General features: G+C 69.0%; 21 protein-coding genes. 11 read left to right on the top strand and 10 right to left on the bottom strand.

All coding sequences use genetic code 11. The annotated features are described in order from the left end of the window. Positions 1-66: 66 nt before the first annotated feature. The gene (locus MRS60_RS34495; RefSeq protein ID WP_243567058.1) at positions 67-2,493 is read right to left on the bottom strand and encodes a hypothetical protein; all 2,427 of its coding nucleotides are present in this window, start codon (positions 2,491-2,493) and stop codon (positions 67-69) included. Positions 2,494-2,531: 38 nt separating this feature from the next. Next, positions 2,532-4,094, bottom strand: coding sequence for an SLC13 family permease (locus MRS60_RS34490; protein ID WP_243567056.1), 1,563 nt, complete (start codon positions 4,092-4,094; stop codon positions 2,532-2,534). 156 nt (positions 4,095-4,250) lie between these two features. Here MRS60_RS34490 and MRS60_RS34485 point away from each other — a divergent pair, with 156 nt between their 5' ends. The 3 genes from MRS60_RS34485 (at position 4,251) to MRS60_RS34475 (ending at position 8,088) form a co-directional block, all read left to right on the top strand. Next, positions 4,251-5,036 carry a GntR family transcriptional regulator gene (locus tag MRS60_RS34485; RefSeq protein ID WP_034184631.1) on the top strand — a complete coding sequence of 262 codons (786 nt, stop codon included), beginning with the start codon at positions 4,251-4,253 and terminating at the stop codon, positions 5,034-5,036. Between the two features lie 368 nt (positions 5,037-5,404). Continuing rightward, entirely contained in the window at positions 5,405-6,760 is a 1,356-nt protein-coding gene (locus tag MRS60_RS34480) for an MmgE/PrpD family protein (protein ID WP_034184630.1), read from the top strand. Continuing rightward, on the top strand, positions 6,757-8,088 hold the full coding sequence (locus MRS60_RS34475) for an LLM class flavin-dependent oxidoreductase (RefSeq protein ID WP_034184629.1): 1,332 nt from the start codon (positions 6,757-6,759) through the stop codon (positions 8,086-8,088). The genes MRS60_RS34480 and MRS60_RS34475 overlap by 4 nt, the downstream gene beginning before the upstream one ends. Before the next feature lies 1 nt (position 8,089). Here MRS60_RS34475 and MRS60_RS34470 read toward each other — a convergent pair whose 3' ends face one another. Genes MRS60_RS34470 through MRS60_RS34455 form a run of 4 tightly spaced genes read right to left on the bottom strand, consistent with a single transcriptional unit; the run spans position 8,090 to position 11,264 of the window. Beyond that, positions 8,090-8,929, bottom strand: a complete 840-nt coding sequence (locus tag MRS60_RS34470; protein WP_034184628.1) for an amino acid ABC transporter ATP-binding protein — start codon at positions 8,927-8,929, stop codon at positions 8,090-8,092. Beyond that, a complete protein-coding gene (locus tag MRS60_RS34465) occupies positions 8,916-9,701 on the bottom strand; it encodes an amino acid ABC transporter permease (RefSeq protein WP_034184627.1) in 786 nt (261 codons plus the stop codon). Before MRS60_RS34465 ends, MRS60_RS34470 begins: the two co-directional genes overlap by 14 nt. Continuing rightward, on the bottom strand, positions 9,691-10,425 hold the full coding sequence (locus tag MRS60_RS34460) for an amino acid ABC transporter permease (protein ID WP_034184626.1): 735 nt from the start codon (positions 10,423-10,425) through the stop codon (positions 9,691-9,693). Before MRS60_RS34460 ends, MRS60_RS34465 begins: the two co-directional genes overlap by 11 nt. Next, positions 10,422-11,264, bottom strand: a complete 843-nt coding sequence (locus tag MRS60_RS34455; RefSeq protein ID WP_432207862.1) for a transporter substrate-binding domain-containing protein — start codon at positions 11,262-11,264, stop codon at positions 10,422-10,424. Before MRS60_RS34455 ends, MRS60_RS34460 begins: the two co-directional genes overlap by 4 nt. A 414-nt stretch (positions 11,265-11,678) precedes the next feature. Between MRS60_RS34455 and MRS60_RS34450 the strand changes: the two genes are divergently transcribed. The 8 genes from MRS60_RS34450 (at position 11,679) to MRS60_RS34415 (ending at position 19,792) form a co-directional block, all read left to right on the top strand. Next, a complete protein-coding gene (locus MRS60_RS34450) occupies positions 11,679-11,879 on the top strand; it encodes a hypothetical protein (RefSeq protein ID WP_243567052.1) in 201 nt (66 codons plus the stop codon). 14 nt (positions 11,880-11,893) lie between these two features. After that, positions 11,894-12,811, top strand: coding sequence for an AEC family transporter (locus MRS60_RS34445; protein ID WP_034184623.1), 918 nt, complete (start codon positions 11,894-11,896; stop codon positions 12,809-12,811). A 323-nt stretch (positions 12,812-13,134) separates the two neighbouring features. After that, positions 13,135-13,938: a transporter substrate-binding domain-containing protein gene (locus MRS60_RS34440; protein ID WP_105391458.1), complete on the top strand. Its 804-nt coding sequence runs from the start codon at positions 13,135-13,137 to the stop codon at positions 13,936-13,938. Between the two features lie 4 nt (positions 13,939-13,942). Further along, on the top strand, positions 13,943-14,677 hold the full coding sequence (locus MRS60_RS34435) for an ABC transporter permease (RefSeq protein ID WP_034184621.1): 735 nt from the start codon (positions 13,943-13,945) through the stop codon (positions 14,675-14,677). Next, positions 14,674-15,441 (top strand): ABC transporter permease subunit, encoded by a 768-nt coding sequence (locus MRS60_RS34430; protein ID WP_034184620.1) that lies wholly within the window; start codon positions 14,674-14,676, stop codon positions 15,439-15,441. The genes MRS60_RS34435 and MRS60_RS34430 overlap by 4 nt, the downstream gene beginning before the upstream one ends. A gap of 27 nt (positions 15,442-15,468) precedes the next feature. Continuing rightward, positions 15,469-16,851 carry an LLM class flavin-dependent oxidoreductase gene (locus tag MRS60_RS34425; protein WP_243567049.1) on the top strand — a complete coding sequence of 461 codons (1,383 nt, stop codon included), beginning with the start codon at positions 15,469-15,471 and terminating at the stop codon, positions 16,849-16,851. Positions 16,852-17,209: 358 nt separating this feature from the next. Beyond that, a complete protein-coding gene (locus MRS60_RS34420; protein WP_243567443.1) occupies positions 17,210-18,718 on the top strand; it encodes a sugar ABC transporter ATP-binding protein in 1,509 nt (502 codons plus the stop codon). A gap of 15 nt (positions 18,719-18,733) precedes the next feature. Continuing rightward, positions 18,734-19,792, top strand: coding sequence for an ABC transporter permease (locus tag MRS60_RS34415; RefSeq protein ID WP_243567047.1), 1,059 nt, complete (start codon positions 18,734-18,736; stop codon positions 19,790-19,792). A gap of 24 nt (positions 19,793-19,816) precedes the next feature. On the opposite strand, the gene MRS60_RS34410 is transcribed toward MRS60_RS34415, so the two are convergent. From MRS60_RS34410 to MRS60_RS34395, 4 genes are read right to left on the bottom strand one after another with little or no spacing between them, the layout of a single operon-like run. Then, on the bottom strand, positions 19,817-20,776 hold the full coding sequence (locus MRS60_RS34410) for an ABC transporter permease (protein WP_034184617.1): 960 nt from the start codon (positions 20,774-20,776) through the stop codon (positions 19,817-19,819). Further along, positions 20,769-21,806 (bottom strand): ABC transporter permease, encoded by a 1,038-nt coding sequence (locus MRS60_RS34405; RefSeq protein WP_034184688.1) that lies wholly within the window; start codon positions 21,804-21,806, stop codon positions 20,769-20,771. Before MRS60_RS34405 ends, MRS60_RS34410 begins: the two co-directional genes overlap by 8 nt. Continuing rightward, entirely contained in the window at positions 21,803-23,362 is a 1,560-nt protein-coding gene (locus MRS60_RS34400) for a sugar ABC transporter ATP-binding protein (protein ID WP_243567045.1), read from the bottom strand. Before MRS60_RS34400 ends, MRS60_RS34405 begins: the two co-directional genes overlap by 4 nt. Further along, positions 23,359-24,330, bottom strand: a complete 972-nt coding sequence (locus tag MRS60_RS34395) for a sugar ABC transporter substrate-binding protein (RefSeq protein ID WP_131946873.1) — start codon at positions 24,328-24,330, stop codon at positions 23,359-23,361. The genes MRS60_RS34400 and MRS60_RS34395 overlap by 4 nt, the downstream gene beginning before the upstream one ends. Between the last annotated feature and the right edge of the window lie 161 nt (positions 24,331-24,491).

Genomic DNA, 24,491 nt, shown 5'->3' with positions numbered 1-24,491 from the left:
GACAAGCTGCGGCGAACCAACGAAGGGGGCTAGCAGCGCATGCGGCTGGTTAACCGCCCCCTCAAATCATTTTGCTGGAGCTTCCTGGTCGAACGTGATGAACTGCGCCGACGACCACGCCTTGCTGTCGTTGCGCTGCCGTCCGAAGAAATACACGGGACGGCATCCGAACGGCGCATTGCCGGGCGCCACGTCGATGCTGCCCGCGAGATCGACGGGCAGCGGCCGGTCGGTCAGCCGCTCGACCGCGACGAACAGCTCGGTGCCGCCGAGCGCATGCGTTGCCGCGCCGCGCGCGAGCAGTTCCGCGCCGCTGATTTCGAAACGGAACGCGGGCGCATGCACGAACGGATTGCGCTGCAGCGGATCGTCGACCTTGGCGAAGCCGTCGATCGTGCCTTCGACCACGATCGTCGCGGCGGCGAGATTGCCGACGTCGAGTTCGATACTGTCGGCATCGCCGTAGGTGTCGCTGCGGAACTCGACGTCGGTCGCGCCGGTGCGCCATGCCGACTCCTCGACATGCTCGAACCCGTTCGATCCGAACCGATGGATCGTGCCGTTGACGATGCGGATCCGGCCGCGCCATGCGGCCCAGCGGTAGCGATCGCGAATGCGCGCGCCGCCCCAGCGGACACGAATCAGGCGCTCGGCGTAACCGAGTTCGGCATGCAGGTCGCGCTCCCACAGCAGGCCGTCGTGATCGTAGGCGGCCACGTATTCCCAGCCCGACTGGCCGAGCAGCCGGTAGTCGAGCCGCGCGGGCCCGCGGTGCGTAAACGCGTCGCCTTGCCAATGCTCGCCGCAGCGCACGAGCAGCGCGCTGTGCTCGCCGGTGGTCGCCCACGTGCGGCGCGCGCGCAGCGCTGCGCCGACGCTTTTCCGGTCGAGCGCGGGCGCGAGCACGCCGGTCAACCCGCCGTGCACGCCGAACACCTGCACGCCGGGCGCGCCGCCGCCCGGCCGGCCGCGATGCTCGTCGCCGCTGGCCGCTACGCCAAGCCGGTAGCCGCGCGCGATCACGTCCTGGTACAGCCAGCCGAAATGCCCCCATGAGGACGCGATCTCGACGAGCCGCTCGAGCTCCGGATGGTGCCAGTCGGGGATGTAGCGGCGGCCGCCGACATGCGGCATCACCAGATGCTGCGCGGCATCGTCCGCATAAGCGTCCCACAGCTCCTCGACGGGCCAGCGGCCGAGTTCGACCGCATGGCCTTTCATGTCCTCGTTCCAGACGAGCGTGCGGTTGTGTTCGCCGCGCGCGTTGTACGGGAAATCCGGCCGCGCGTTGCCGAGGAACACGACGTTGTGGTCGCCGCCCGCGGTCGAGCTGCCGCACCATTCCTGCACCGGATAGACGACGAAGCGGCCGGGCTCGTTGAAGCGCTCGACCGCATCGACGCCGAGCTGCCAGTTCTCGTCGGTGATCTGGAAATCGTTCGCCGTGTAGCCGAGCACGTCGATGCCGCCGATGTCGCGCGCATAACGCGCGTTGTATTCGGGGCTGTTGGTGCCGACCGTGTCGTGCGCATGGACGTGCAGGTCCGCATACAGCGCGCGCGGCGCGGGCAGCGACGCGTCGACCGTGAGCCACGCTTCGGCCGCGCGTACGTCGGGCCGCGCGGGCATGTCGGCCACGATCCGCAGCGTGCCGGCATCGGTCGGCAGGTCGTCGAGCGCGCCGCTCGCGAACCCCGCGTCGGGCAGCGCGTGCTCGCACCGGTAGACGGCTTCGCCGCGCGCGTCGTACGCGGTCACGCGTACCGCGCCGCCGACGTCGCGGCACGCATTGCCCCAGCGGTCCTGCAGCGACAGCCGGAATGGCGCGCGCGTGCCCGGCTGCACGAAGCGCGGGCCGTTCAGCAGCACATCGGCCGGCGCGCCGGCGCGGATGTCGATCGATACGTCGCCGGGCACCGCGACGAAGCGCGACGTGCCGAGCGGATCGACGTAGAGCCGGAAGCGGAAGTTGTCCTCGGCGAAGGTCTGCACGCGCGTGCCGGGGCCGCGGCGGCGGTCGCCGAGGCGGATCACGATCCGGTCGCCCGCATTGACGTAGCCGTCGACGACATCGACGATCACGGCTTTCTGGAACGGCCGCTCGTGTCCCTTCTGGTCGAAGCGCACGTTCAGCGCCTGCACCGTGGCCGGGCTCTGGCCGGGCACGAGCGGCGCGGCGTGGTATTCGGCGCTGATGTAATTGGCCGCGCTCGGATCGCTCGTCTGGAACAGCGCCCAGTCCGAATAGAACTTGAAGGTGGCCTTCAGCCAGCCGCCGTCGGCGATGCCGGACGAGCCGACCTCGTAATCGAGCACGATCTCGCTCCATTCGCCGGCTTCGACGCGTGCGACATTGCATTGCACGCGCCCGGCGAACGGCAGGCGCTTGTGGCGTTCGTACAGGCCTGCGGGTGCTACGTGCGGGCCGAGGCGGTCGCGCAGCGCGGCGGCGCGGGCATCAACGGTATCGAGGACGTCTTTGGATTCGTTCATCTGGAATGCAAAATGATGTCGATGGAAAGCGGCGTGCTTCAATGCGCGAACGGCCAGGGCGCGCTCGCGTCCCAGACCGGGACACCCATGTACGCGTACCACGGCGCGATCACGCAGAGGCCATAGACGATCGCGATCAGCACCGACACCACGCCGACCTTCGCGTAGTCGGCCGTCGAGAATGCGCCGCTGCTGTATGCGATGACGCCGGCGGTGATCTGCGTCGGCAGCAGGTACGCGAAGCTGTCGGTGTCGCTGACGAGCATCGTGAACGCGACCGGATGCAGCCCGAGGCGCGGTGCCAGCGCGAGTGCGATCGGCGCGATCATCGTGACGGCCGCGACGTTGGACAACATGCCGATGCGGATCACGTGCGTGCCGAGCATCACGATCGCGATCGTGAGCCACCAGCCGTGCCCGCGCGCGGCGACATAGATGTGATCGGCGGCCCAGCTCGCGAGGCCCGACGCGCTGATCGCCGCCGACATCGACAGCGCACCGGCCAGCAGGAACAGCGTGCCCCAGATCGTGCGCTGCTCGACTTCGGCCCAGCCGAAGCGCAGCACGCCGGGTGCGAACAGCAGCGCGAGCGCGATCAGCGCGACGATCTCCGACGGAAGGTGATGGAGCGGCTCGGTCGCCCACAACACGGCGACGGCCGAAAACAACGCGAGCACGGTCCAGTCGTTGCGTGTCGCAGGCGCCTGCGCGCGGCGCATCGCCGCGATCGCGCCGCGGCCACCGGGAATCGCGATGGCGCGCGAGCGGAAATAGAACTGCACCCAGCCCTGCGTGATCGCGAACATCCCGAGGTACGGCCACTGCAGCTTCAGCCACGTGAGATACGAGATCCGGATGCCGAGCTGTTTCTCGAGCAGCCCGGACACGACCATGTTCGGCAGGTGAGCCGTCAGGATGCACATGCCGCTGATCATCGCGCCGTACACGAGCGTCTGGATCACGATCGCCTTTCTGGCGGCGCGCTCGCGCGGCGATTCGCCGAACAGCCGGACGATGCCGTTCGTGACGGGCAGCAGCGTGGCCGCGCGCGCGTTCGCGGCGGGCACGACGAGCGCCATCACGCAGTTCACCGCGAACATCGCCCAGATCACGCCGTTGGCGGTGCGCACCTTCAGGCGGTCGAGCAGCAGCAGCGCGATGCGCCGGTCGAGCCCGCACGCCTGCATGATCGCGGAGAACAGGAACGCGGCGAGGCACAGGAACACGACGGGCGCGGCGAAGCCGCTGGCCGCCTTCGGAAACGACGGGCTCGCGTGCGACAGCACGAGCAGCATCGGCAGCAGGATGCCGCTCACGCCGACGGGAATCGCATCGGTGATCCATACGATCGCGACCCACGCGACGACGGCGAGCGTCGCGGTGCCTTCCGCGGACAGATGCGCGGGCGCGGGCAGCCACCACGCGATCGCGAAGAATGCCAGCCATGCGGCGCCGAAGCCGATCCGTGCCCGCCATTGCGTAGCGCGTCCGTGCGCAGCCGCGTGCGGATCGGCCGGCGCGTGTGCCGCTGGTTCGGCCGGTGGCGGCCAGCCTGCACGCGTGCCATCGAGCGGCGGCGTGCCGATTGCGTTGTCGGTCACTGGTATGCTCCCCGTGCGTCAGGCCCTGCAGTGGCGGACCGGATGTCTGTCGAGATGTCATAATACGTATTAATACAAGTTGGGCGATCCAATTGCTTTTCATATCGATATCGGGAATCGCGCATAGCGCGGGCCGGGCACGGAAGGGAAAAACCGATGACGTTGGTACGTGACGATGCGACGTCGCTCTACGAGCAGATCGCGGCGACGCTGCGCGATGAGATCGAGCAGGGCATCTACGAGCCGACCGGCAAACTGCCGTCCGAGGCGCAACTGAGCGAGCGCTTCTCGGTGAGCCGCGTGACCGTCAGGCTCGCGCTCGATCGCCTGGCCGACGCTCGCATCGTCGAACGCAAGCAGGGCAAAGGGACCTTCGCCGCGAAGCAGCGGCTGCGGCATCGGCTCGACGTGCTGCGCGGGCTCCACGATTCGATCGCCGGGCAGGGCGCACGCGCACGGATGGAATTGCTGCGAATGGAAACATGTGACGTACCGCCGGGCTTGCAGCAAGTATTCGCGGCCGACGTCACGCGCTGCATTTATCTCGAACGCCTGCACTGGGTCGACGACGAGCCGATCGCGCTCGCGCAGACCTGTCTGTTGCCTGAGGCACGTGACGTCGCTTATGCGCAGGCCGATAGCATGCCGACTTACGAACTGCTGGAGCAGTTGCTCGGCTGGCGCATTGCCGACGCCGACATGTCGGTGACGGCCGTGGCCGCGCCGGACGATATCGCCGCCCTGCTAAAGACCGGCAAGCAGGGGCCGTTGCTGGTGTTGCGGCGTACGTCTCGTCTGGCTGACGGCCGCACGTGCGAGTCCACGCTGTTTCATATTCGGCCGGAGCGCTTCGACCTGGTCGTGCGAAGCGGTGTCGAAGCACGATTTGTCGCCTGCGGCGCGCCTTCCGTCGTGGATCATGGCGATGGCGCCGCGCAGTAAATCGATTGGACAGTGCATTCAGACGCCTGGGAAATCCCGTCCTGATTCAGCTTTCCAATTGATTCTTCCTTGGAATTTCGTCGTTCCGCCATGTCGGCGGCACGGCTCGTGTCGACTGCCGACCTGACGCATCACGGCAGCAGCAAGCTGCCGGTCGGCAATCACCCGGTTCATCGACAGCGTCATGCACGGAGCGAAGTTATCTGGCTCCCCTCAGGCAGCGCTGAATACGCGATATAGAAAGCTCGAATACTTGGTTGGGCCCGTGCGAATGCTTCGCTAGTATCCGACGCTCCCATCGGAGCCGGAACCGGAAGGATCCGGCTGCGCCGCCCGTTGCGGCATTTCGCGACTTCCCAACTGCCGACATGTCTTCCCACTCGATTCCCGACGGCATCACGCGCCGGCTGGCCGCCGCGATCGCGTGCGCCGCGCCCGCGCGTGATCCATCCGCCATCGCAGCCGCGCGGCGCGGCCTGCTCGATTTTCTTGCCGCCGCGTTCGCCGGCGCGCGCGACAGCGGTTACCGCAAGCTGCTGGCGGTGTGCGGCCGCGATTCGGCCGGGGCGGCAGCGGTCATCGGTCGCGCGACTCCGGCGTCGCCGCACGATGCGGCACTGCTCAACGGCTATGCAGGCCACGCGCTCGACTACGACGACGTGCACAGCAGCGTGCGCGGCCATCCGGGCACCGTGCTACTGCCGGCGCTGCTCGCGCTCGCGCAGGTGCGCGCACGCAGCGCGCTGGACCTGCTCGACGCATACGTCGTCGGCGTCGAGACGATGGCGCGGGTCGGTCTCGCGCTCGGCAGCCGCCACTACGAACTCGGCTTCCACAACACCGCGACACTCGGCACGCTCGGCGCGGCCGCCGCCGCGGCACGTCTGCTCGGGCTCGATGCGGCGGCCACCGACAACGCACTCGGCATTGCCGCGACGCAATCGGCCGGGCTGCGGCTGCAGTTCGGCAGCGAGGTCAAGCCGTTGCACGCGGGCCTGGCGGCGCGCGCGGGCCTGTTCGCCGCCGAACTCGCGGAGGCGGGACTGGCCGGCGCACCGGGCGCACTCGACGGCCCGGAAGGATTCTTCGCCGTGTTCGGCGGCGGCGCGGCGCAGCCGGCGCGCGTGCTGGCCGACTGGGGCGCGCCGTGGCAGATCGTGTCGCCCGGCCTGTACTTCAAGCCGTGGCCGTGCTGCACGGCAACCCATTACGCGGTACAGGCCGCGCTCGATCTGCGCGCTCGCCACCGCATCGTGCCGGCGGACATCGATGGCATCGCGGTCACCTTCCCGCCAGGCGGCGACACGCCGCTGTCGAACCGGCTGCCGGCAACCGGCCTCGAAGCACGCTTCAGCGTGGAATACGCGGTGGCCGCCGCGCTGACGGACGGGCCGCCCGGTGTCGCGACGTTCGCCGACGTGCCCGTGCGCGACGACCTGATCGCGCTCGCCGCACGCGTGACGCGGCGCCACGATGCCGCGGCGCCGCGCGCGTCGACCGATCCCGCGACGCGCTTCTCGGTCGTCGAGATCGCGCTTCGCGGCGGCGACACGCTGCAGCGGCGCACCGAGCGCCTCGTCGGCACCGACGATCTCGCCGCGAAGTTCGCGGATGCAACTGCCCACGATCCCGCGCTCGCGTTCGTGCCGGAACTGATCGACACGATGCGAAGCACGGCCGATCTCGCACGCCTTTTCCACACCTTTACGTCGCTTCAATCATGAGCACCGATCGCAGCACACCTTCCCGCCGCCAGATGCGCCTGGGGCTGTTCCTTCAGGGCGCCGGGCACCACGTCGCCGGCTGGCGCCACCCCGACGCCGAATCCGGCAGCGAGAACTTCGACCTGCTGCGCCGCGTCGTGCAGACCGCCGAGCGTGCGAAGTTCGACATGGTCTTCCTCGCCGACGGCCTGACGAGCGGCCCGGACGCGCACCCGTCGATGGCGATGCGCTTCGAGCCGCTGAGCCTGCTGTCCGCGCTCGCGATGCATACGCGGCACATCGGCCTCGCGGCGACCGCGTCGACGACGTACAGCGAGCCGTACCACATCGCACGCGTGTTCGCATCGCTCGACCACCTGAGCGGTGGGCGCGCGGCATGGAACGTCGTGACGACCTCGTACGACCGCACCGCGGCGAACTTCACGCGCGGCAACCATCCCGATCACGCGCAGCGCTACGAGATGGCCGGCGAATTCGTCGACGTCGTGAAAGGGCTCTGGGACAGCTGGGACGACGACGCGGTCGTCAGGGACAAGGCGCGCGGCGTATATTTCGACCCGGCGAAGGTGCACGTGCTCGATCACGCAGGACGCTTCTTCAACGTGAAGGGGCCGCTGAACGCGTCGCGCCCGCCGCAGGGTCATCCGGTCGTGATTCAGGCCGGCTCGTCGGGCCCCGGTCAGGAGCTTGCCGCGCGCACCGCTGAAGTGGTGTTCACCGCGCAGCAGACGCTCGAGGAAGCACAGGCGTTCTATCGCGACCTGAAGGGGCGGCTCGCGGCATACGGCCGCGCGGAGGACGCACTGGCCGTGATGCCGGGCGTATTTCCGGTGATCGGTCGCACCGAGCAGGAGGCCAAGGACAAGTATGCGCAGCTCCAGCAATGGACGGACACGTCGGGCGCGCTGACGCTGCTGTCCGACCGTCTCGGCCACGACGTGTCGAAGTATCCGCTCGACGGCCCGCTGCCCGACTTGCCCGAATCCGATCAGTTGAAGAGCCGCGCGAAGCTGCTGACCGATCTCGCACGCCGCGAGAACCTCACGCTGCGCGAACTGTACTATCTCGTCGCCGGCGCACGTGGGCACCGGATCGTGTGGGGCACGCCGACGCAGGTCGCGGACGCGCTGGAGGAATGGTTCGAGGGTGGCGCCGCGGACGGCTTCAACATCATGCCGCCCTACTTCCCGGGCGGACTCGACGATTTCGTCGAGCATGTCGTGCCGGAGTTGCAACGGCGCGGCTTGTTCCGCACCGAATACGAGGGCACGACGCTGCGCGATCATCTCGGGCTCGCGCGGCCGCCGAGCCGCTACGCAGTGCGTTGACTCAGACCGCGAAGCGCGTCAGGTCGAGTGCGATCGGCGCGCTGTCGCGGCTGGCGTGCGGGCTGCCGGCCGGGCCGAGCGCATGCGCGAGGAAAGCCCGCGTGCGCGTGCTTTGCGGCGCCCGGAACAGTTGCGTGGCCGGCCCGTGCTCGACGATCACGCCCGCCTCGGTGAAGTAGACGACGTCGCTGATTTCCTCGGCGAACCGCATCTCGTGCGTGACGAGCACGCAGGTCATGCCGTCGCGCACGAGATCCCGGATCACCGCCAGCACGTCACCGACGGTTTCCGGATCCAGCGCGGACGTCACCTCGTCGAACAGGATCAGGTCGGGCTGCATCGCGAGCGCGCGAGCGATCGCGACGCGCTGCTGCTGGCCGCCCGACAGCTCGCCGGGGTACGCATGCGCCTTGTCGCCGAGGCGCACGCGTTCGAGCAGCGCGTGCGCGGTGCGCACGGCTTCGGTGCGATCGCGGCCGAGAATCCTGACCGGCGCGGCGACGAGGTTGTCGAGCACGCTCAGGTGCGGAAACAGGTTGTACTGCTGGAACACGAAGCCGACGCGCTTGCGCAGCGCGATTTCGTCGCGCTCCGATGCGAGCCGGTCGACGCGCGTGCCGTCGACGTCGATCAGGCCGCGCTGCGGCCGCAATAGCCCCGTGATGCAACGCAGGATCGTCGATTTGCCGGAGCCGGACGGACCGATGATGGACACGGCCTGGCCGCGGTGCACGTCGAGATCGATACCGCGCAGCACGGGCGTCGTGCCGTAGGACAGATGCACGTCGCGCAGGCGGACGAGCGGCTCGTCCGCGCCGCGCGGAGTTTCAGTGGAATGCATGACGTCGTTCGAGAAGGCGGGTGAAACGGGCAATCGGGTAGCAGTACGCGAAAAACAGGCCGAGTACCGTGAAATAGACGACGACGGTGAAGTCGGCGCGCGCGACGGTATTGCTCGCGACCTGCGCGGTGTCGAGCAGGTCGTGCACGCCGACGAGCGACGCGAGCGCGGTGGCCATCGTGATGCTCGCGTACAGGTTCATCCACGGCGGCAGCATGCGGCGCACGCATTGCGGCAGGATGATCCAGCGGAACACCTGCACGCGGCTGAACGCGAGCGAGCGTGCGGCGTCCCACTGCGCATGCGGAATCGACTGGATCGCGCCGCGGAAGATTTCCGCGAAGTTCGCGCTCGCCGGCAGCGCGAGGCCGAGCGTCACCTTGAACCAGTCCGGAAACGGCAGCGACGCATGGCCGAACCTGATTTCGAACGGGAATACATACGTCGAGAAATAGATCAGCACGAGCAGCGGCGCATTGCGGAACACCTGCACGTAGGCGCGCGCCGCAACGCGTGCGATGCCGAGCCGCGACAGCGTCAGCGGGCCGAGCACGAGGCCGGCGAGCGTGCCGAGCAGGATCGCTAGCGCGCTGATGCCGATGTTGACGAGCATCGCGTTGCCGAGCGCGGGCAGCCACGTGACGAGCGCGACGAGCGTCGGGTGGCGGCGACCGGCAACGGCCAGCGCGACGACCGCCAGCGCGGCCAGTGTTGCCGCGACCGCGGGCCAGCGCACGAGGCGCGCGGGCGAAGCGAGCGAGTCAATGGCCATAGCCGGGTATCCTCAAGCGGTGTTCGAGCCAGCGCCCCGCGAGGTTGACCGTGAACGTGAGCGCGCCGAAGAAGAGCAGGATCAGGATCATCAGCTCGAGCACGTTGTCGCGCTGCGTCCAGATCATGATCGACGCATAGGTGACGTCGCCGACCGCGATCGCCGACGCGACCGTCGTCATCTTCACGAGGTCGACCAGGTTGTTGACGAGCGCCGGTAGCGCGAAGCGCACCGCGAGCGGCAGCTGCACGTGCCAGAGCCGCTGGCGGCGGCTGTAGCCGAGCGACTGCGCGGCTTCCAGCGTGGCGCGCGGCACCGCTTCGAGGCCGGCGCGCAGCGCTTCCGCATGGAACGCGCCCTTGTGCAGCGAGATCACGATCACGCTCCAGATGAACGGCGTCAGCGGATTGCCGCCCAGATCGCGCAATGCGGCGCTGATCAGCATGTTGACGACGAGGAATGCGCAGAACAACTGGACGAGCGTCGGTGTGTTGCGGGTGACTTCGACGAATGCGCGCGCAGGGCGCGCCAGTGCCGCGCTGGGCGACACCAGCAACGCGGCGAGCGCGACACCGCAGGCGAGGCTGCCGAGCGCGGTCGCGATCGACAGTTCGAGCGTCGCGCCCATCCCGTGCACGAACGACGCGCGTTCGTCCGGGGCCAGCACGAAGCTGTAATCGAGGCCGAGCTTGCGGAGCGCATCGACTGCGGCGGCTGCCGTCATGTGCGCTGTGCCTTGAGCTTCGCGTTCAGGTCGAGCACGCCTTGCGACGGCGTCATGCCGTTCCTGCGCTCGACGTCGAGCAGCCAGCCGCTGCGATGCCAGTCCTGGACGATCCGGTCGAGCGCGCTCTGCGTATCGGTCTCGCCCTTGCGGACCCAGATCACCGCCGGCGACGGAATCAGGTCGGTCGGCAGCGGCGTCGCATAGTCCTTCCAGTCCGGATTGCGCGCGACGAGCATGCGCAACGTCGGCGCGACGTGCACGGCGGCCACGCAGTTGTTGCCGCGAAGCGCGAGCAGCGATTCGGGCTGGCCGCGGAACGCCTTCACCTGCGCGCCGTATTCCGTCGCGAGCGGCTTCGTGTAGTTGCTGCCCTGCGACACGCAGACTGGCTTGCCGCGCACGTCGGCCCAGGTCTTGATGCCGCTGTCCTTGCGCGCGATCAGTGCGCCGCCGATGAACTCGAACGGCGTCGGCGCATACGACAGTATCTCCGCGCGCTCCGTCGTCAGCTCCATGTTGGCGATCAGTGCGTCGACCTTGCCCTGCTGCAGGAACTGCACGCGGTTCGACGGCTGCACCGGTGTCAGCTCGACGTCGACGCTGAGCCGTTTCGCGACGTCGTTCGCCAGATCGACGTTGAAGCCGACCGGCTTTTGCGTCGCGGGATCGAGCGAGCCGAACGGCGGCCCCGACAGGATCACGCCGATCGCGATCTTGTGACGTTGATGGATGCGGTCGAGCGTGCTGTCCGCGCGAGCAACACCGGAAAAAGCGGCAAGAAGGGCGGCGACGAGCAGCGCGTGGCCCGACGTAGTGCGAAACGATCTGCTGAACATGGGAAAGAGGGACGTTGTTTGGGTGAAGCGGGGCGGCGCGTCGCGCGCCCGGTTGTCGGGAGCGTGTATTTTCTGGATGCGGTACGCATCCAAGAACCAAGAAATTCTCATACCGTTATCTGGTCCTCCGATTTACGCAGAGGAACACGACGCTCCCGCGGCCGGAATGGCGATGTGGCGGAGGGCTTTCACCAGCATGGGTGGCGACGATCTTCGTGAATCAGTGGTCCGCTCCTGCTACGTGGCCCGGCGTAGCGAGGCTGGAGGCGCGCGCCGTTCTGCCCTCGCGATCGTCCGATCATCCCGACGGTTGTCTAAATTACCTTTGGATCTGGATTTCGTATTTTTTATTCTTTTTATGAATTTCACGGTTCTGTCATATTTCTGGGCACCGCCTTTAATCGGACGAGAAAAATGTCAAAGACCACCATCGTCGCGACGATCGGGCCCGCGCCGAATACCGCTGAAACGCTGCTTGCGCTGCACCGTGCGGCGATCTCGCGCGACTACCTGCTGTTCGCGCGGGCCGGTGCGCCGTTGTACGAGCGCGCAATGGCCGCATTCATCGGCGTCTATCGCGCGGTCGTGCTGGCGAAGACGCTGGTCTTCGCGTGACGGGAGCGCAACCGATGCAGAATGTCCTGACCGCGCTGGTTCCGATCTTCGTGCTGATCCTGGCGGGATTCGTGCTGCGGCAGCGCCGCCTGCTGCCGGACGAATTCTGGCTGCCATGCGAAACGCTGAACTACTACTACATGTTTCCCGCGCTGATGTTCAGCCAGGTCGCGAAAGCCAATCTGACGCAGTTTCCGGTGCGGCCGATCGCGATCGCGATCCTCGGCGCGGTGGCCGCGAGCGCGGCGCTGCTGTATGCGTGGCGAGCGTGGAGCCGGCAGCCGGGGGCGGTGTTTTCGTCGGTGATCCAGGGGGCGTTACGGCCCAATACGTATGTGGGTGTTGCCGCAGCCGCGGCGTTGTATGGCAGCGTCGGTCTCACGCTCACGTCGATCAGCATCGCGGTCGCGATTCCGCTGCTGAACGTCGCGTCGATCATTATCCTGATGCAGCACGGCCGTGGCGGCGCACCATCGGCATCGCAGATCGGCGGCGCGCTGCTGAGGAACCCGGTCATCATGTCGGTCGTGCTCGGCGCCGCGTTCAATCTCGGCGGGCTGGGTTTGCCGGGCGTGGTGGCGAGTGTGCTGTCGATTCTCGGCGCCGCGTCGCTCCCGCTCGGACTGCTCGCGGTGGGAGCAGGCCTCGACGTGAAGGCCGCGAAGGCGGCGCGCGGCCCCGTGTTCCAGTCGTCGGTGATCAAGTTGCTGCTCGTGCCGCTGCTGACCTTCTGGATCGGTTTCAGCCTCGGCATCCGGGGCCCGGCACTCACGACGATCGTGCTGTTCAATTCACTGCCGTGCACACCGTCCGCGTACATCATGGCGAAGCTGCTCGGCGGTGATCACCGATTGTCCGCCGGCATCATTACGGTACAGACGGCGCTTGCTGCGGTCACGATGCCGTTGGTGCTGCTCGTGTTCCACGGCTGAACCGGGTTCGCGCACGCTTCGGCATGGCGAAAAGCAAAAGGCCGGCCGGGTTGCACCGACCGGTCTTTTGCATTTCCGATGGCCGTATTTGCGGAGGCCAGGAGGGGGAGTTGGTCGAGCGAACGGCACCTCGATACTGGATTGCTGGAGCGCCTCCGGATCCGGGCCGGCGGCGACAGGTGCATCAAGCGCCGCATATCGCCGGATCGGATATCGATCGCAAAAATAACCATTTGGTACACGCGTCGGCACGCATTACAGTCTCGCCTCCTGCTGCCGGCCGCGACGCCGGTGATTCCGACGTTATTTCAGAAGTCAGCCAAATGAATCGTTTGATGCGTTCCAGGGTCCGCGGCGCCGCGGCCGCGCTGTTCATGCTCGGCGCGGCGTGCGCCGCCCACGCGGCTCAACCGACGCTGCGCGTCGGCATCGACGCCGAGTCGTATCCGCCGTTCTTCTCGAAGGACGCCACGGGCAAGTGGAAAGGGTGGGAAATCGACGTGCTCGAGGCCGCGTGCGGCAAGCTGAACGTGCGCTGCGAACTCGCCGACATCGCGTGGGACGGCCTGATTCCGGCGCTGCAGAACCGCAAGATCGACGTGATCTGGTCGTCGATGACGATTACCGGCGAACGGCAGAAGGCGATCGACTTCAGTCGTGCGTACTACGAATCGCCGACGGTGTTCGTCGGCGCAAAAAGCGATCGGCGCCGCGTCGATTGCGCGGTGCCCGCGAGCTTCAAGGGCCGCGTGATCGGCGTCGAGGCCGGCACCAATTTCTCGGCCTTCCTCGATGCGCGCTTCAAGCAGGACGCGCAGATCAAGGCCTTCGACAAGTTCGACAATGCGCTCGCCGATCTGGTCTCCGGCCGGGTCGATTACGTGCAGGAAGCGAAGGGCCTGTTCACGGCGTTCCTGTCGTCTCGCGACGGCAAGGATTTCGAGGTCAAGGCCACCTGCGCGGACAACCCGGTGCTGGGTCTCGGCATCGGCGCGGGCGTGCGGCGCGGCGATGCGCTGCGCGACCGGCTGTCGGGCGCGATCGCGCAACTGCAGCAGGACGGCACGTGGGATGCGATCACCGCGCGCTATCCGAACCTGAAAGGCACGATCGAGAAGGGCCGTTGAAGCGATGGCCGCGGACGATTCGCTGCTGGCGCTGCTCGCATTCGACGACGGCGGTTACGGCCGCATCTTCGCGAGCGCGTTCGCGCTGACGCTCGGCGTCGCGGCCGCGTCGTTCGGCGTCGGCACGCTGCTCGGCATCGCCGGCGCGCTCGGCAAGCTGTCGCGGCACGCGCCGCTCGCGTGGTTCATCCGGCTCTACACGACACTCGTGCGCGCGCTGCCCGAGCTGTTGTGCCTGCTGCTCGCGTTCTATGCGATCGCGCCCGCCGTCGAAGCCGTGCTGCGCCGCGGCGGCCTGGTGCCTGACGGCTTCGCGTTTCCGCCGTTCCTCGTCGCCGCTCTGTCGCTCGGTTTCATCCAGGGCGCCTATCTGACCGACATCTTCCGCGCGGCGCTCGTCAACGTGCCGGTCGGCCAGATCGAGGCCGCGCACGCGTACGGGATGACGCCGTGGCAGACGTTGCGACGCATCCGGCTGCCGGCCGCGGCGCGGCTCGCGCTGCCCGGTGTCGGCAACGTATGGCTGAACGCGACCAAGGATGCGTCGTTCATCAGCGTGCTCGGATCGTTTACGGATCTGCTGAAGGCGAGCCAGCTCGCCGCCGGCGCGACCCGGCACTACGTGTTCTTCTATCTGGTCACGGCGGCGCTGTTCCTGCTGCTGAGCGTCACGTCGACGGGGCTGTTCGCCGCGCTCGAACGGTACGCGAACCGTGGCGCAACGAGCGCAACCGCATGAGCTTCTCGCTGCCGTTCCTGCTCGATACGGTGATGCCGAAGCTGCTCGCCGCAGTACCGACGACGCTCGCGCTGATGCTGTCGTCCGGCGTGGCCAGCGCGCTGCTCGGCATTCCGCTCGCGCTCGCCGCCGGCGCTCGCCACGCGCCGCTTCGCTGGTCCGCGCGCGGCTGGATCATGCTGATTCGCGGCACACCGCTGCTGGTGCAGCTTTATCTGCTGTACTACGGATTCGGCCAGATCGTGCCGCGCGAATGGATGCGCGACAGCTGGGCGTCGCCATTGTTGCGCGATGCGTTCTGGTATGCCGTCGTCGCGTTGAGCGTAAATGAAAGCGCGTATGTCGCGACGATCCTGCGCGGCGCGATCGCCGGCGTGCCGGCCGGCGAGATCGAGGCCGGCTACGCGTACGGAATGACGCGCGCCGGTGTGCTGCGCCGCATCGTCGGCCCGCGCGCGTGGCGGCTCGCGCTGCCCGCGCTCACCGGCGAAGCGATCCTGCTGCTGAAATCGACCGTCCTCGCGTCGACCATCACGGTGTTCGACGTGATGGGCACGGCCAACACGCTGCGCTTCGAGACGTTGCGCGTGTACGAGCCGCTGGCCGGCGCGGCGCTCGTCTATGTCGTGCTGGTCGCGCTGCTGACGATTCCTGCCGCCCGTCTCGAGAGACGCCTCAACCGCTACCTGACGCGCGAGTCGGACGACCGCGCACCCGCGCGCGCACGTAACGCGTCGTCGGGCGTGTGGGCGGCACCCAACTGATTCCCCTGTTCCGCATTGAGCATGACGATGTCCGATCCTCGCCCCCTGCTGTTTTCCCTCTATGAACAAGCCAGCGTCGGCTGCGGCGGCGCGCCGAGCCTCTGGACCCATCCCGCCGACGAACGGCTGCGCGCCAATACGCTCGCGTACTGGTCGGACCTCGCGCGCAAGGCCGAGCAGGCCGATCTCGACATGCTGTTCTTCGCGGACGTGCTCGGCCTGTACGACGTGTACGGCGGGTCGGCCGACGCCGCACTGCAGTGGGCGGTGGAGTCGCCCGCGAACGATCCGATGATGCTGATCCCGGCACTCGTCGCGCAGACCGAGCGGCTGGCGTTCGGCGTGACCGCGAGCACGACCTACGAGCATCCGTTCGCGCTCGCGCGCCGCTTCAGCACGCTCGATCACCTGAGCAACGGCCGGATCGGCTGGAACATCGTGACGTCCTACCTGACGAGCGCGGCGCGCAATTTCGGGCTAGACCGGATGATCGGCCACGACGAACGCTACGCACGCGCGGAGGAGTTTCTCGATGTCGTGTACAAGCTGTGGGAAGGCAGCTGGGCGGACGACGCGGTCGTCGCGGACAAGCACGCGCTGCGCTATGCGCGCGGCGACCGCGTGCTGCCGATCGCGCACGAAGGCGCGCACTATCGCGTGCATGGCCCGCACGTGTGCGCGCCGTCGCCGCAGCGCTCGCCGGTGCTGATTCAGGCCGGCTGGTCCGGGCGCGGACGGGAATTCGCGGCGAAGCACGCCGAAGTGGTGTTCGTCGCGAAGTCGAATCCGCACGAGATCCGCGCAGGCCTCGACGAGATTCGCCGGCTTGCAGTCGAAAACGGCCGCGCGGCGGACGACGTGAAGGCGCTGACGGTGCTTCGGATCGTGACGGCGCGCTCGTCGAGCGACGCGAAGGAGAAATACCATGCGCTGCAGCAGCACTATCACCTGCAGGCGCAGCTCGTCAGCTACGCGGGCGACACGGGCATCGACATCGATCGTTATGCGGACGACGAGCCGCTGACGACGCAGACGGAAGGGCTGACGTCCTACGTGGTGCGACCGGACGGCAGCGGCAAGCCGCTGACGGCCGGCGACGTGCGGCGCAAGTTCGCGAGCGTTACGCGCGGCACCGACCTGATTCTCGTCGGGTCGCCGGATGAAGTCGCGGACCGGCTTGCCGAGCACGCGCAGCAGTCGACGACGAGCGGCTACATGCTCAATCCGCTGATCAGCCCCGGTACGCTCGACGATTTCGCCGAACTGATCGTGCCGGAATTGAAGAAGCGCGGCCTGTACCGGACGCAGCCGCCGAGCGGGACGTTCCGCTCGCGCCTGGGCGGCGGCGATCGCCTGCCGGACAGTGCGTATGGCGCGTCGTTCCGGCAGTCCGCAGCGTCCGGGCGCTGACGGTCGGACGGATATCGATTCCGCAAAACATTGGTAGGGCCGCGCGATGCCGGGCGGTAGAGTCGACTATCCGGTCGCGGACCGGCCGCATCGGGAGCAGCAGGCGCAGCATGCGGCCGTCCCGGCGGAGCGACGAACCTGGGAGTTGCCTGACATGAACCGCGAGGTGCCGTTTCATCCGGAAGCAGGTTGCGCCGACTCGAAGCATGACGGCGAGCGTTTCGTATCCGCCTGCGGGAGCGCGATCGAAGGGCGGCCGTTCGCGAGCGATGCCGAACGCGGCTTCGAATGCGAACGGCCGGCCGGCCGGACGGCGGCACGGCTTTCCGAAGCGGCACGGGCGCCGGCGGGCACGACCATGAGCGCAGGCGCCGCAAATCGACCGCGCCGATCACCGGCGTCGCCCGTCCTGAGCGCCGCCGGCGTCGCGAAACGGTTCGACGCGACCGTCGCGCTGGCGGCGCTCGACCTGTCGATCGGCGCCGGTGAAGTCGTCGCGCTGATGGGCGCGAACGGCGCCGGCAAATCGACTTTCGTGAAGATCCTGAGCGGCGTGATCCGGCCCGACGGCGGCACGTTGACGCTGCGCGGCGCACCCTATCGGCCGGCTTCGCCGCACGCGGCGAAGCGGCTCGGGGTCGCCACCGTGCACCAGTCGGTCGCCGACGCCGTCGTGCCGACGCTGTCGATTGCCGACAACCTGCTGCTCGACCGACTGTGCGATCCGGCCTCGCCGTGGCGCGTGCCGCCGGCCGCGCGGCGCGCCGCGGCGCGGCCGCTCGCCGAGCGCGTCGGGCTCGACGCCGATCTGTCGGCGCCGCTCGCGTCGCTGTCGCTGGCCGATCAGCAGCGCGTGACGCTGGCGCGCGCGCTCGCCGGGCAGCCCGGCCTGCTGATCCTCGACGAGCCGACCGCGAGCCTGTCCGCGCCGGAAGCGGAGCGGCTGTTCGGGCTGCTGGACGCGTTGCGCGACGACGGCGTCGCGATCCTGCTGGTATCGCACCGGCTCGGCGACTTGCGCCGCATCGCCGATCGTGTGGCGATCGTCCGCGACGGCCGGATCGTCGCCGATCTGGCCGCGCCGGTCGACTTCGATGCCGCGGTGGAAACGATGATCGGGCGGCCGTTGCCGAAAGCGCGCGCGGCTGACGCGGGCCGCGCCGCGTCGTCGCCCGAAGCGGGCCTCAGCCTGCGAAACCTCCGGCTGTCGCCGGTCAGTGCGCCGTTCGATCTCGACGTCCGGCGCGGCGAGATCGTCGCGATCGCGGGCCCGGTCGGCGGCGGCAAGTCGCGCCTTGCCAATGCGATCTTCGGCGCAGTGCGTGCGGCCGCCGGCGAGATGACGCTCGACGGCCGGCCATGGCGGCCGCGCTCGCCGGCCGACGCCATTCGCGCCGGCGTGTTCCTGGCCGGCGAGGACCGCTGGCGCACGTCGTTGTTTCCCGACAGCGTGCCGTTCGCGTCGATCGCCGGCACGATCAGCTTTCCGTTCCTGTCGCGCTGGTTTGCGGGCGGCGCGCTGCGGCCGGCCCGCGAACGCGCCGCCGCCGCGGCCGCGATTGCCGCCTTCGGCATCCGCTGCACGGGCGCGGACGACCGGCTCGTGCGCCTGTCCGGCGGCAACCAGCAGAAAGTCGTGCTCGCGCGCTGGCACGCGGAACGCGCGCGGCTGTTGCTGCTCGACGAACCGTTCCAGGGCATCGATGCCGGCGCGCGCGCCGATATCGTCGATACGCTGCGGCGCCACGCGCACGAGCGCGCGACGCTCGTGTTCGTCAGCGATTTCGAAGAAGCAGCCGAAATCGCCGATCGCATCGTGCGGTTCGATCGCGCCACGCTCGACCATCCGCTTTCGTCTTTCTCCTGAATGACTGCGCCTCCCATGAAACCCGTTTCCACTTCCGTCTTGCCCGATGCATTGCCTGGCGAACGGGCCGGCCGTCCCGCGCCGGCCCGCATTCGCACTGCGCTCGAACGCACGGGCATCCTGCTCGTGCTGGCCGTTCTCGTCGTCGTGTTCGCGTTCAGGGAGCCCGCGTTCCTGAACCTCGACAACCTGTTCAGCATCCTTCAGGCGGTGTCGATCGTCGCGCTGCTCGGCATCGGCGTGACGATCACGCTCGCGGCCGGCGGCTTCGACCTGTCGGTGGGCAGCGTGGCCGCGTCCGCGCAGATGGCCGCCAGCTACGTGCTGGTCGTCTGGCACGGCGGCACGCTGGCGGCGGTGGCCGCCTGCGTCGCGCTCGGCGTGGCCGCCGGGTTGTTCAACGGCCTGCTGATTACGCGGCTGCGCGTGCCCGACCAGCTCGCGACGCTCGGCACGCTGTTCCTGCTGGCAGGCCTGCAACTGATCCCGACCGGCGGCCGATCGCTCGCGACCGGTTCGGTGCTGCCCGACGGCACGGACGCGACGGGCGTGTTCCCCGCCGCGTTTCTCGCGCTCGGGCGCCTGCGCCTGTTCGACGTCGTGCCGTTGCCGGTGCTGCTGCTCGCGGCGGTGACGGTGCTGGCCTGCGTCGCGATGGAAGCGACGCGCTGGGGCCGCGTGATTTACGCGATCGGCGGCAACGAAACGGCCGCGCGGCTCGCCGGCGCGCCGGCCGCATGCTACCGGGTCGCCGCGTATGTCGTGTCGGGCGCGATCGCGTCGCTGGGCGGCGTGCTGATCGCCGCGCGGGTCGGACGCGGCGACGCGAGCGCCGGGCATTCGCTGCTGCTCGACGCGGTGGCCGCCGCGCTGGTGGGTTACGCCGTGTGGGGGGCCAAGCGGCCGAACGTGTTCGGCACGGTCGTGGGCGCGGTGTTCGTCGGCGTGCTGCTCAACGGGCTGACGATGCTGAACGCGCCTTACTACATGCAGGACTTCATCAAGGGCGTGTTGCTGGTGCTCGCGCTGGCGTTCACGTTCGGCATCGGTCGCCGTGCGGACGCGCGTGCGTGACTGGTTGGGGCGCGCGGCGCCGCGTCAAGCGGCGCGGCTGCGCCGTGTCGCGAAGCTCAGCGCGAGCACGGCGAGGATCAGCGCGCCGGTGGCCACCTGCTGCCAGTAGAAATTCCAGCCGATCAGCAGCAGCCCGTTGGCGACCAGGCTGATCAGCAGCACGCCGAACAGCGTGCCGGTCACGCCGGGGCGGCGCATCGGCGACAGCGTCGTGCCGATGAACGTCGCGCCGATCGCGTTCAGCAGGAAACCGTTGCCGGCTTGCGGCACGTAGGCCTTGACCGTCGACGACAGCAGCAGGCCGACCACGCCGTAGACCAGTGCGCTCGCAACGCACGTCACGACGATGGTCGCCGCGACCGGCAGGCCCGAGTAGCGCGCCACGCCGGCCTGCGCGCCGAGCGCGATGCTGCGCCGCCCGAACGTGGAGTGCGCGAGCGCGACATGCACGGCGACGGCCAGCGCGCCGACGATCCACAGCGGCACCGGCACGCCGGCGAACGTGCCGTGCGCGAGCGCCCCGAACAGCGGCGGCAACGCCGCATTCAGCAGGTAGACGGGCTGGCCGCCGCCGGTGGCGAGTTGCTGGACGGTCTGGCCGATGAACAGCGTGCCGAGCGTCGCGAGAAACGGCGCGATGCCGAGCCCGGCGATCAGCGCGCCGTTGAACGCGCCGACCAGTAGTGCCGCGCAAAGACCGCCCGCGAGCGCGGGCAGCACGCCGACCTGCTGCGCGCACAGTTGCACGAACACGAGGCTGGCGAAGTCGATCGCGGTGCCGAGCGACAGGTCGACCGCGCCGATCGACAGCGCGAGCGTCATGCCGAGCGCGGCAATCGCCAGCAGTGCGAAGTTGTTGGTCAGCACGTCGGCAAGGTTGGCGGGCCGCGCGAACCCGGGCGCGCACACCGCGAAGAACGCGAACACCGCGACGAGCGCGGCCACGAGCGAGAACCGCTGCAAGCGGTCGGTCCATTCAGTCATGGGCATGGTCTTCCGTATGGCGGCGCCGAATCACGGCGGTCGTCGCGACGACGAACAGAATCAACGCGCCTTCGACGCCGTTGATCCAGTAGCTCGAGACGTTGTCGAGCTGAAAGCCGTTGCCGACGATGCCGACGAACAGCACGGCGAGCAGCGTACCCGGCACCGTCGGCACGAGCCGCCGCGAGAACACGACGCCGAGCAGCGCGGCCGCGACGACGGCCAGCAGGTTTTCGCCGGCGCCGGGCGCGCTGCCGCTCAGCAACGCGCTCGACGCGAGCGCGGCGAGTGCGGCCGCGATCCCGCTCAGCACGTAGCTGGCCGCGACATAGGCGTTCACGCGCAGCCCGGCGGCGCGCGCGGCGTGGCGATGCGCACCGGTCGCGGCGAGCCGCAGGCCGAAGCGGGTCCGGTGAACCAGCACGGTAAACAGCAGTGCGGCGCCCGGCAGCGCGTACGCGAGATGCGGGATATCGAACGGGCCGTTGTCGAGCAGGAAAGCCAGCAGCGGGCTTGCCGCCGCGACCGACGTGTTTTGCGTCAGCACCAGTTCGAAGCCGGCGCACAGGTTCATCGTCGTCAGCGTGGCGAGCAGCGGGAAGATGCGCAGCACGATCACCGCGAACGCGTTCAGCGCGCCGACGGCCGCGCCGGTGGCGAGCATCAGTGCGAGCGCCGCGCCATCCGTCGCGCCGTCGCGCAGCGCGACTGCCTGCACGGCCGCGCACAGGCCCAGGTTCGCCGCGACCGACAGGTCGAGGCCGCCGCGGATCGGGTCCGGGCCGCCGCCGATCAGCACGACCGTCAGGCCGAAGCCGAGCAAGCCGATCACGACGGATTGCTGCAGCACGTTCGCGAGATTCGCAACCGTCAGAAAGAGCGGCGAACTGGCGGCGAATGCCGCGAACACCGCCGCGAACGCCAGCAGTGCGCCCCAGCGCAGCCAGAATTGCGCGTCCGATGCAGCCGGCGGCAGCGCGAAAGCGGCGCCGCCGGCTGCCTGCGGCTGGCGGTCGAGCGGCCGGCTCATGCGGCGATCTCCCGTGGCGGCGTGCGGCCGCGCGCGCCGCTCGCCCACGCGAGCAGGTCCTGGCGAGTGGTGTCGCGCGTCGCGACCTCGTGCACGATCCGGCCGCGCGCCATCACGAGCACGCGGTCGGTGAGCTCAAGCAGTTCGAGCAGGTCGCTGGAAAACAGCAGGATTGCGGCCCCGTCGCGCGCGAGCCGGTCGAGCAGCCGGTAGATTTCCGCCTTGGCGCCGATATCGACGCCCACCGTCGGCTCGTCGAGCAGGTACACAGGGGAGGTCCGCTCGGCGCCGCGGCTCAGCCATTTTGCGAGCGCGACCTTCTGCTGGTTGCCGCCGGACAGTTGGCGCACCGGCGCGTCCGGGCCCGGCGTCCGGATGCCCAGGTCCGCGATCAGCCGCCGCACCGCGTCGTCCTCCCGGCGCCGCGCAAGCAGGCCGGCGCGGCTGAACCGCCCGAGGCTCGCGAGCGTGACGTTCTCGCGCACCGACAGCGCCGGCGCGACGCCGTGCGAGCGGCGGTCTTCGGGCACGAACGCGATGCCGTGCCGGACCGCGTCGCGCGGGCCGCGCAGCCGGGCCACGCGGCCGTCGATGCCGATCTCGCCGCGCATGCCGCGCTCCAGGCCGAACAGGCTGCGCACGACCTGCTTGCCGCCGGAGCCGAGCAGCCCAGTCATGCCGACGATCTCGCCGCGCCGCACGTCGAACGACACGTCGTCGAAACGACCGCGCACGGATAACCCGGTCACCTGCAGCACCGGCTCACCGGGCACGCGGGACGGCCCGCGCGGGCGCGACGCGGCGTCCGTGCCGAGCATCGCCGCGACGAGCGCTTCCGTCGACGTGGTGCGCGCGTCGACGTGCGCGACGTCGACGCCGTCGCGCAGTACGGTCACGCGATCGCACAGCGTCGCGATCTCGTCCAGGTAGTGCGATACGTAGAGGATCGTCAGTCCGCGCTGCCGCAGACGGTCCAGCGTCTGCAGCAGCCGGTCGACCTCGCGGCTCACGAGCGCGGCGGTCGGCTCGTCGAGCACGAGGATGCGCGGGTCGCGCATCAGCGCACGCGTGATCTGCACGATCTGCCGCTCGGCGACGCTGAGCTCGGCGATCAGCCGGTCCGGCGGCAGCGCGATGCCGAAATGCCGCTGCAACGCATCGTGCGCCGTGCGTCGCATGCGCCGCATGTCGAGCAGCCCGGGCACCCCGGCGCCGAACGCCGGCTCGCGGCCGAGCGCCAGCGCTTCGGCGACCGTGAAGGTGGCCGGCAGCAGGCGCTCCTGGTGAATGAATTCGATGCCGGACGACGGCGCGTGCGACCCGTCGGCGGCGAGCGGCCGCGCGACACCGTCGATCTCGAGCGTGCCGGCGTCGGCCGCGTCGATGCCGGCGAGAATCCGGATCAGCGTCGACTTGCCCGCGCCATTCTGGCCGATCAGGCCGTGCACGGTGCCGCGCGGGACGTCCAGCGACGCGCCGCGCAACGCCGGCACTCCGTCGAACCGCTTGACGATCCCGCGCAGCGCCAGCGCGGACGGGCCCGCGCCGGTGCTCATTGCGGCCCCGTCTGCCCGAGCGTCTGTTGCGCCGTGCCGGCGTTGTCCTTCGTGACGAGCAGCGACGGCACGTACGTATAGGGCGGCAGCGCGCGGTCTCCGGCCAGGTAGCGCGCGACGTTGTCGACCGCCGTCTTGCCGATCAGCGCGGGCTGCTGCGCGACCACGGCGGCCGCGCTCGATTTCGGGTCCTTCACGAGCGCGACGACGTCGGGGCTGCCGTCCACCGCGTAGGTCTTGATCTCGCTGCGGCGCGCGGCGTCGACGGCCTGCGTCGCGCCGACCTGCGGCACGTCCCACGCGGCCCAGATCGCGGCGATCTGTCCTTTCGGATACTTGCCGAGCAGCTGGCTCACCTGCGCGTACGCGCTCTGGACCGTGTTCGGAATTACGTCGCGCAGCTCGGGCTGGATGATCTTCACCTTCGGGTAATACTTCAGCACGGCCTTCAACTGGTCGTAGCGGATCGCGCACACCGGCACGCCGTAGAAGCCGTTGAACACGAGGATGTTGCCTTCGCCGTGGATGTCGTTGACGAGCTTCAGCGCGAGCTGCTCGCCGATGAAGAAGTTGTCCGAGGTCGTGACGTTCAGGCTCGACGGCGAGGCCGTGTCGATCGTGAACAGCGGAATGCCGGCCTGCCGGATCTTCTGCAGCCACGGCTCCAGCACGGTCGCCGTGCCGAGCTGCTCGATGATGGCGTCCGGCTTCTGCGCGATCAGCGTCTGGATCTGCGCGATCTGCCGGTTGTCGTTGCGGCCGGCATCGAGCGCGATCGGCGTGCCGCCCAGGCGTTTCACTTCGTCGATCGCGCCCTGGTAGGCCTTCAGGTCCCAGTAGTGATCGGTGCCGATCGCGGTGATGCCGATCCGCTTGCCTTTCAGCGACGGCACCGCGGCACCGGCCGGCGCGTCGCCTTGAGCGCGGACCGGAGAGAAGGCGCCGGTGGCCGCGAGCGCCAGTAGCATGCCGGCAAGCGAGCGGCGGATTCGATGGGGACGTGTCATGGCGTCGAAGGATCCGAAGGAAATGAGGGGGCTGAATCGTGCGACTGTAGTCAACGCGGGGTGCGCTGCCCAACCATCGATTCCTGCGACGGTTATCACGCGCGCGCTCGATTGCTTATTCC

The organism is Burkholderia pyrrocinia, assembly GCF_022809715.1.
Lineage (GTDB): Bacteria > Pseudomonadota > Gammaproteobacteria > Burkholderiales > Burkholderiaceae > Burkholderia > Burkholderia pyrrocinia_C.
The sequence above is the reverse complement of the archived record's forward strand: the minus strand, read 5'-3'. Positions and strand labels throughout refer to the sequence as shown.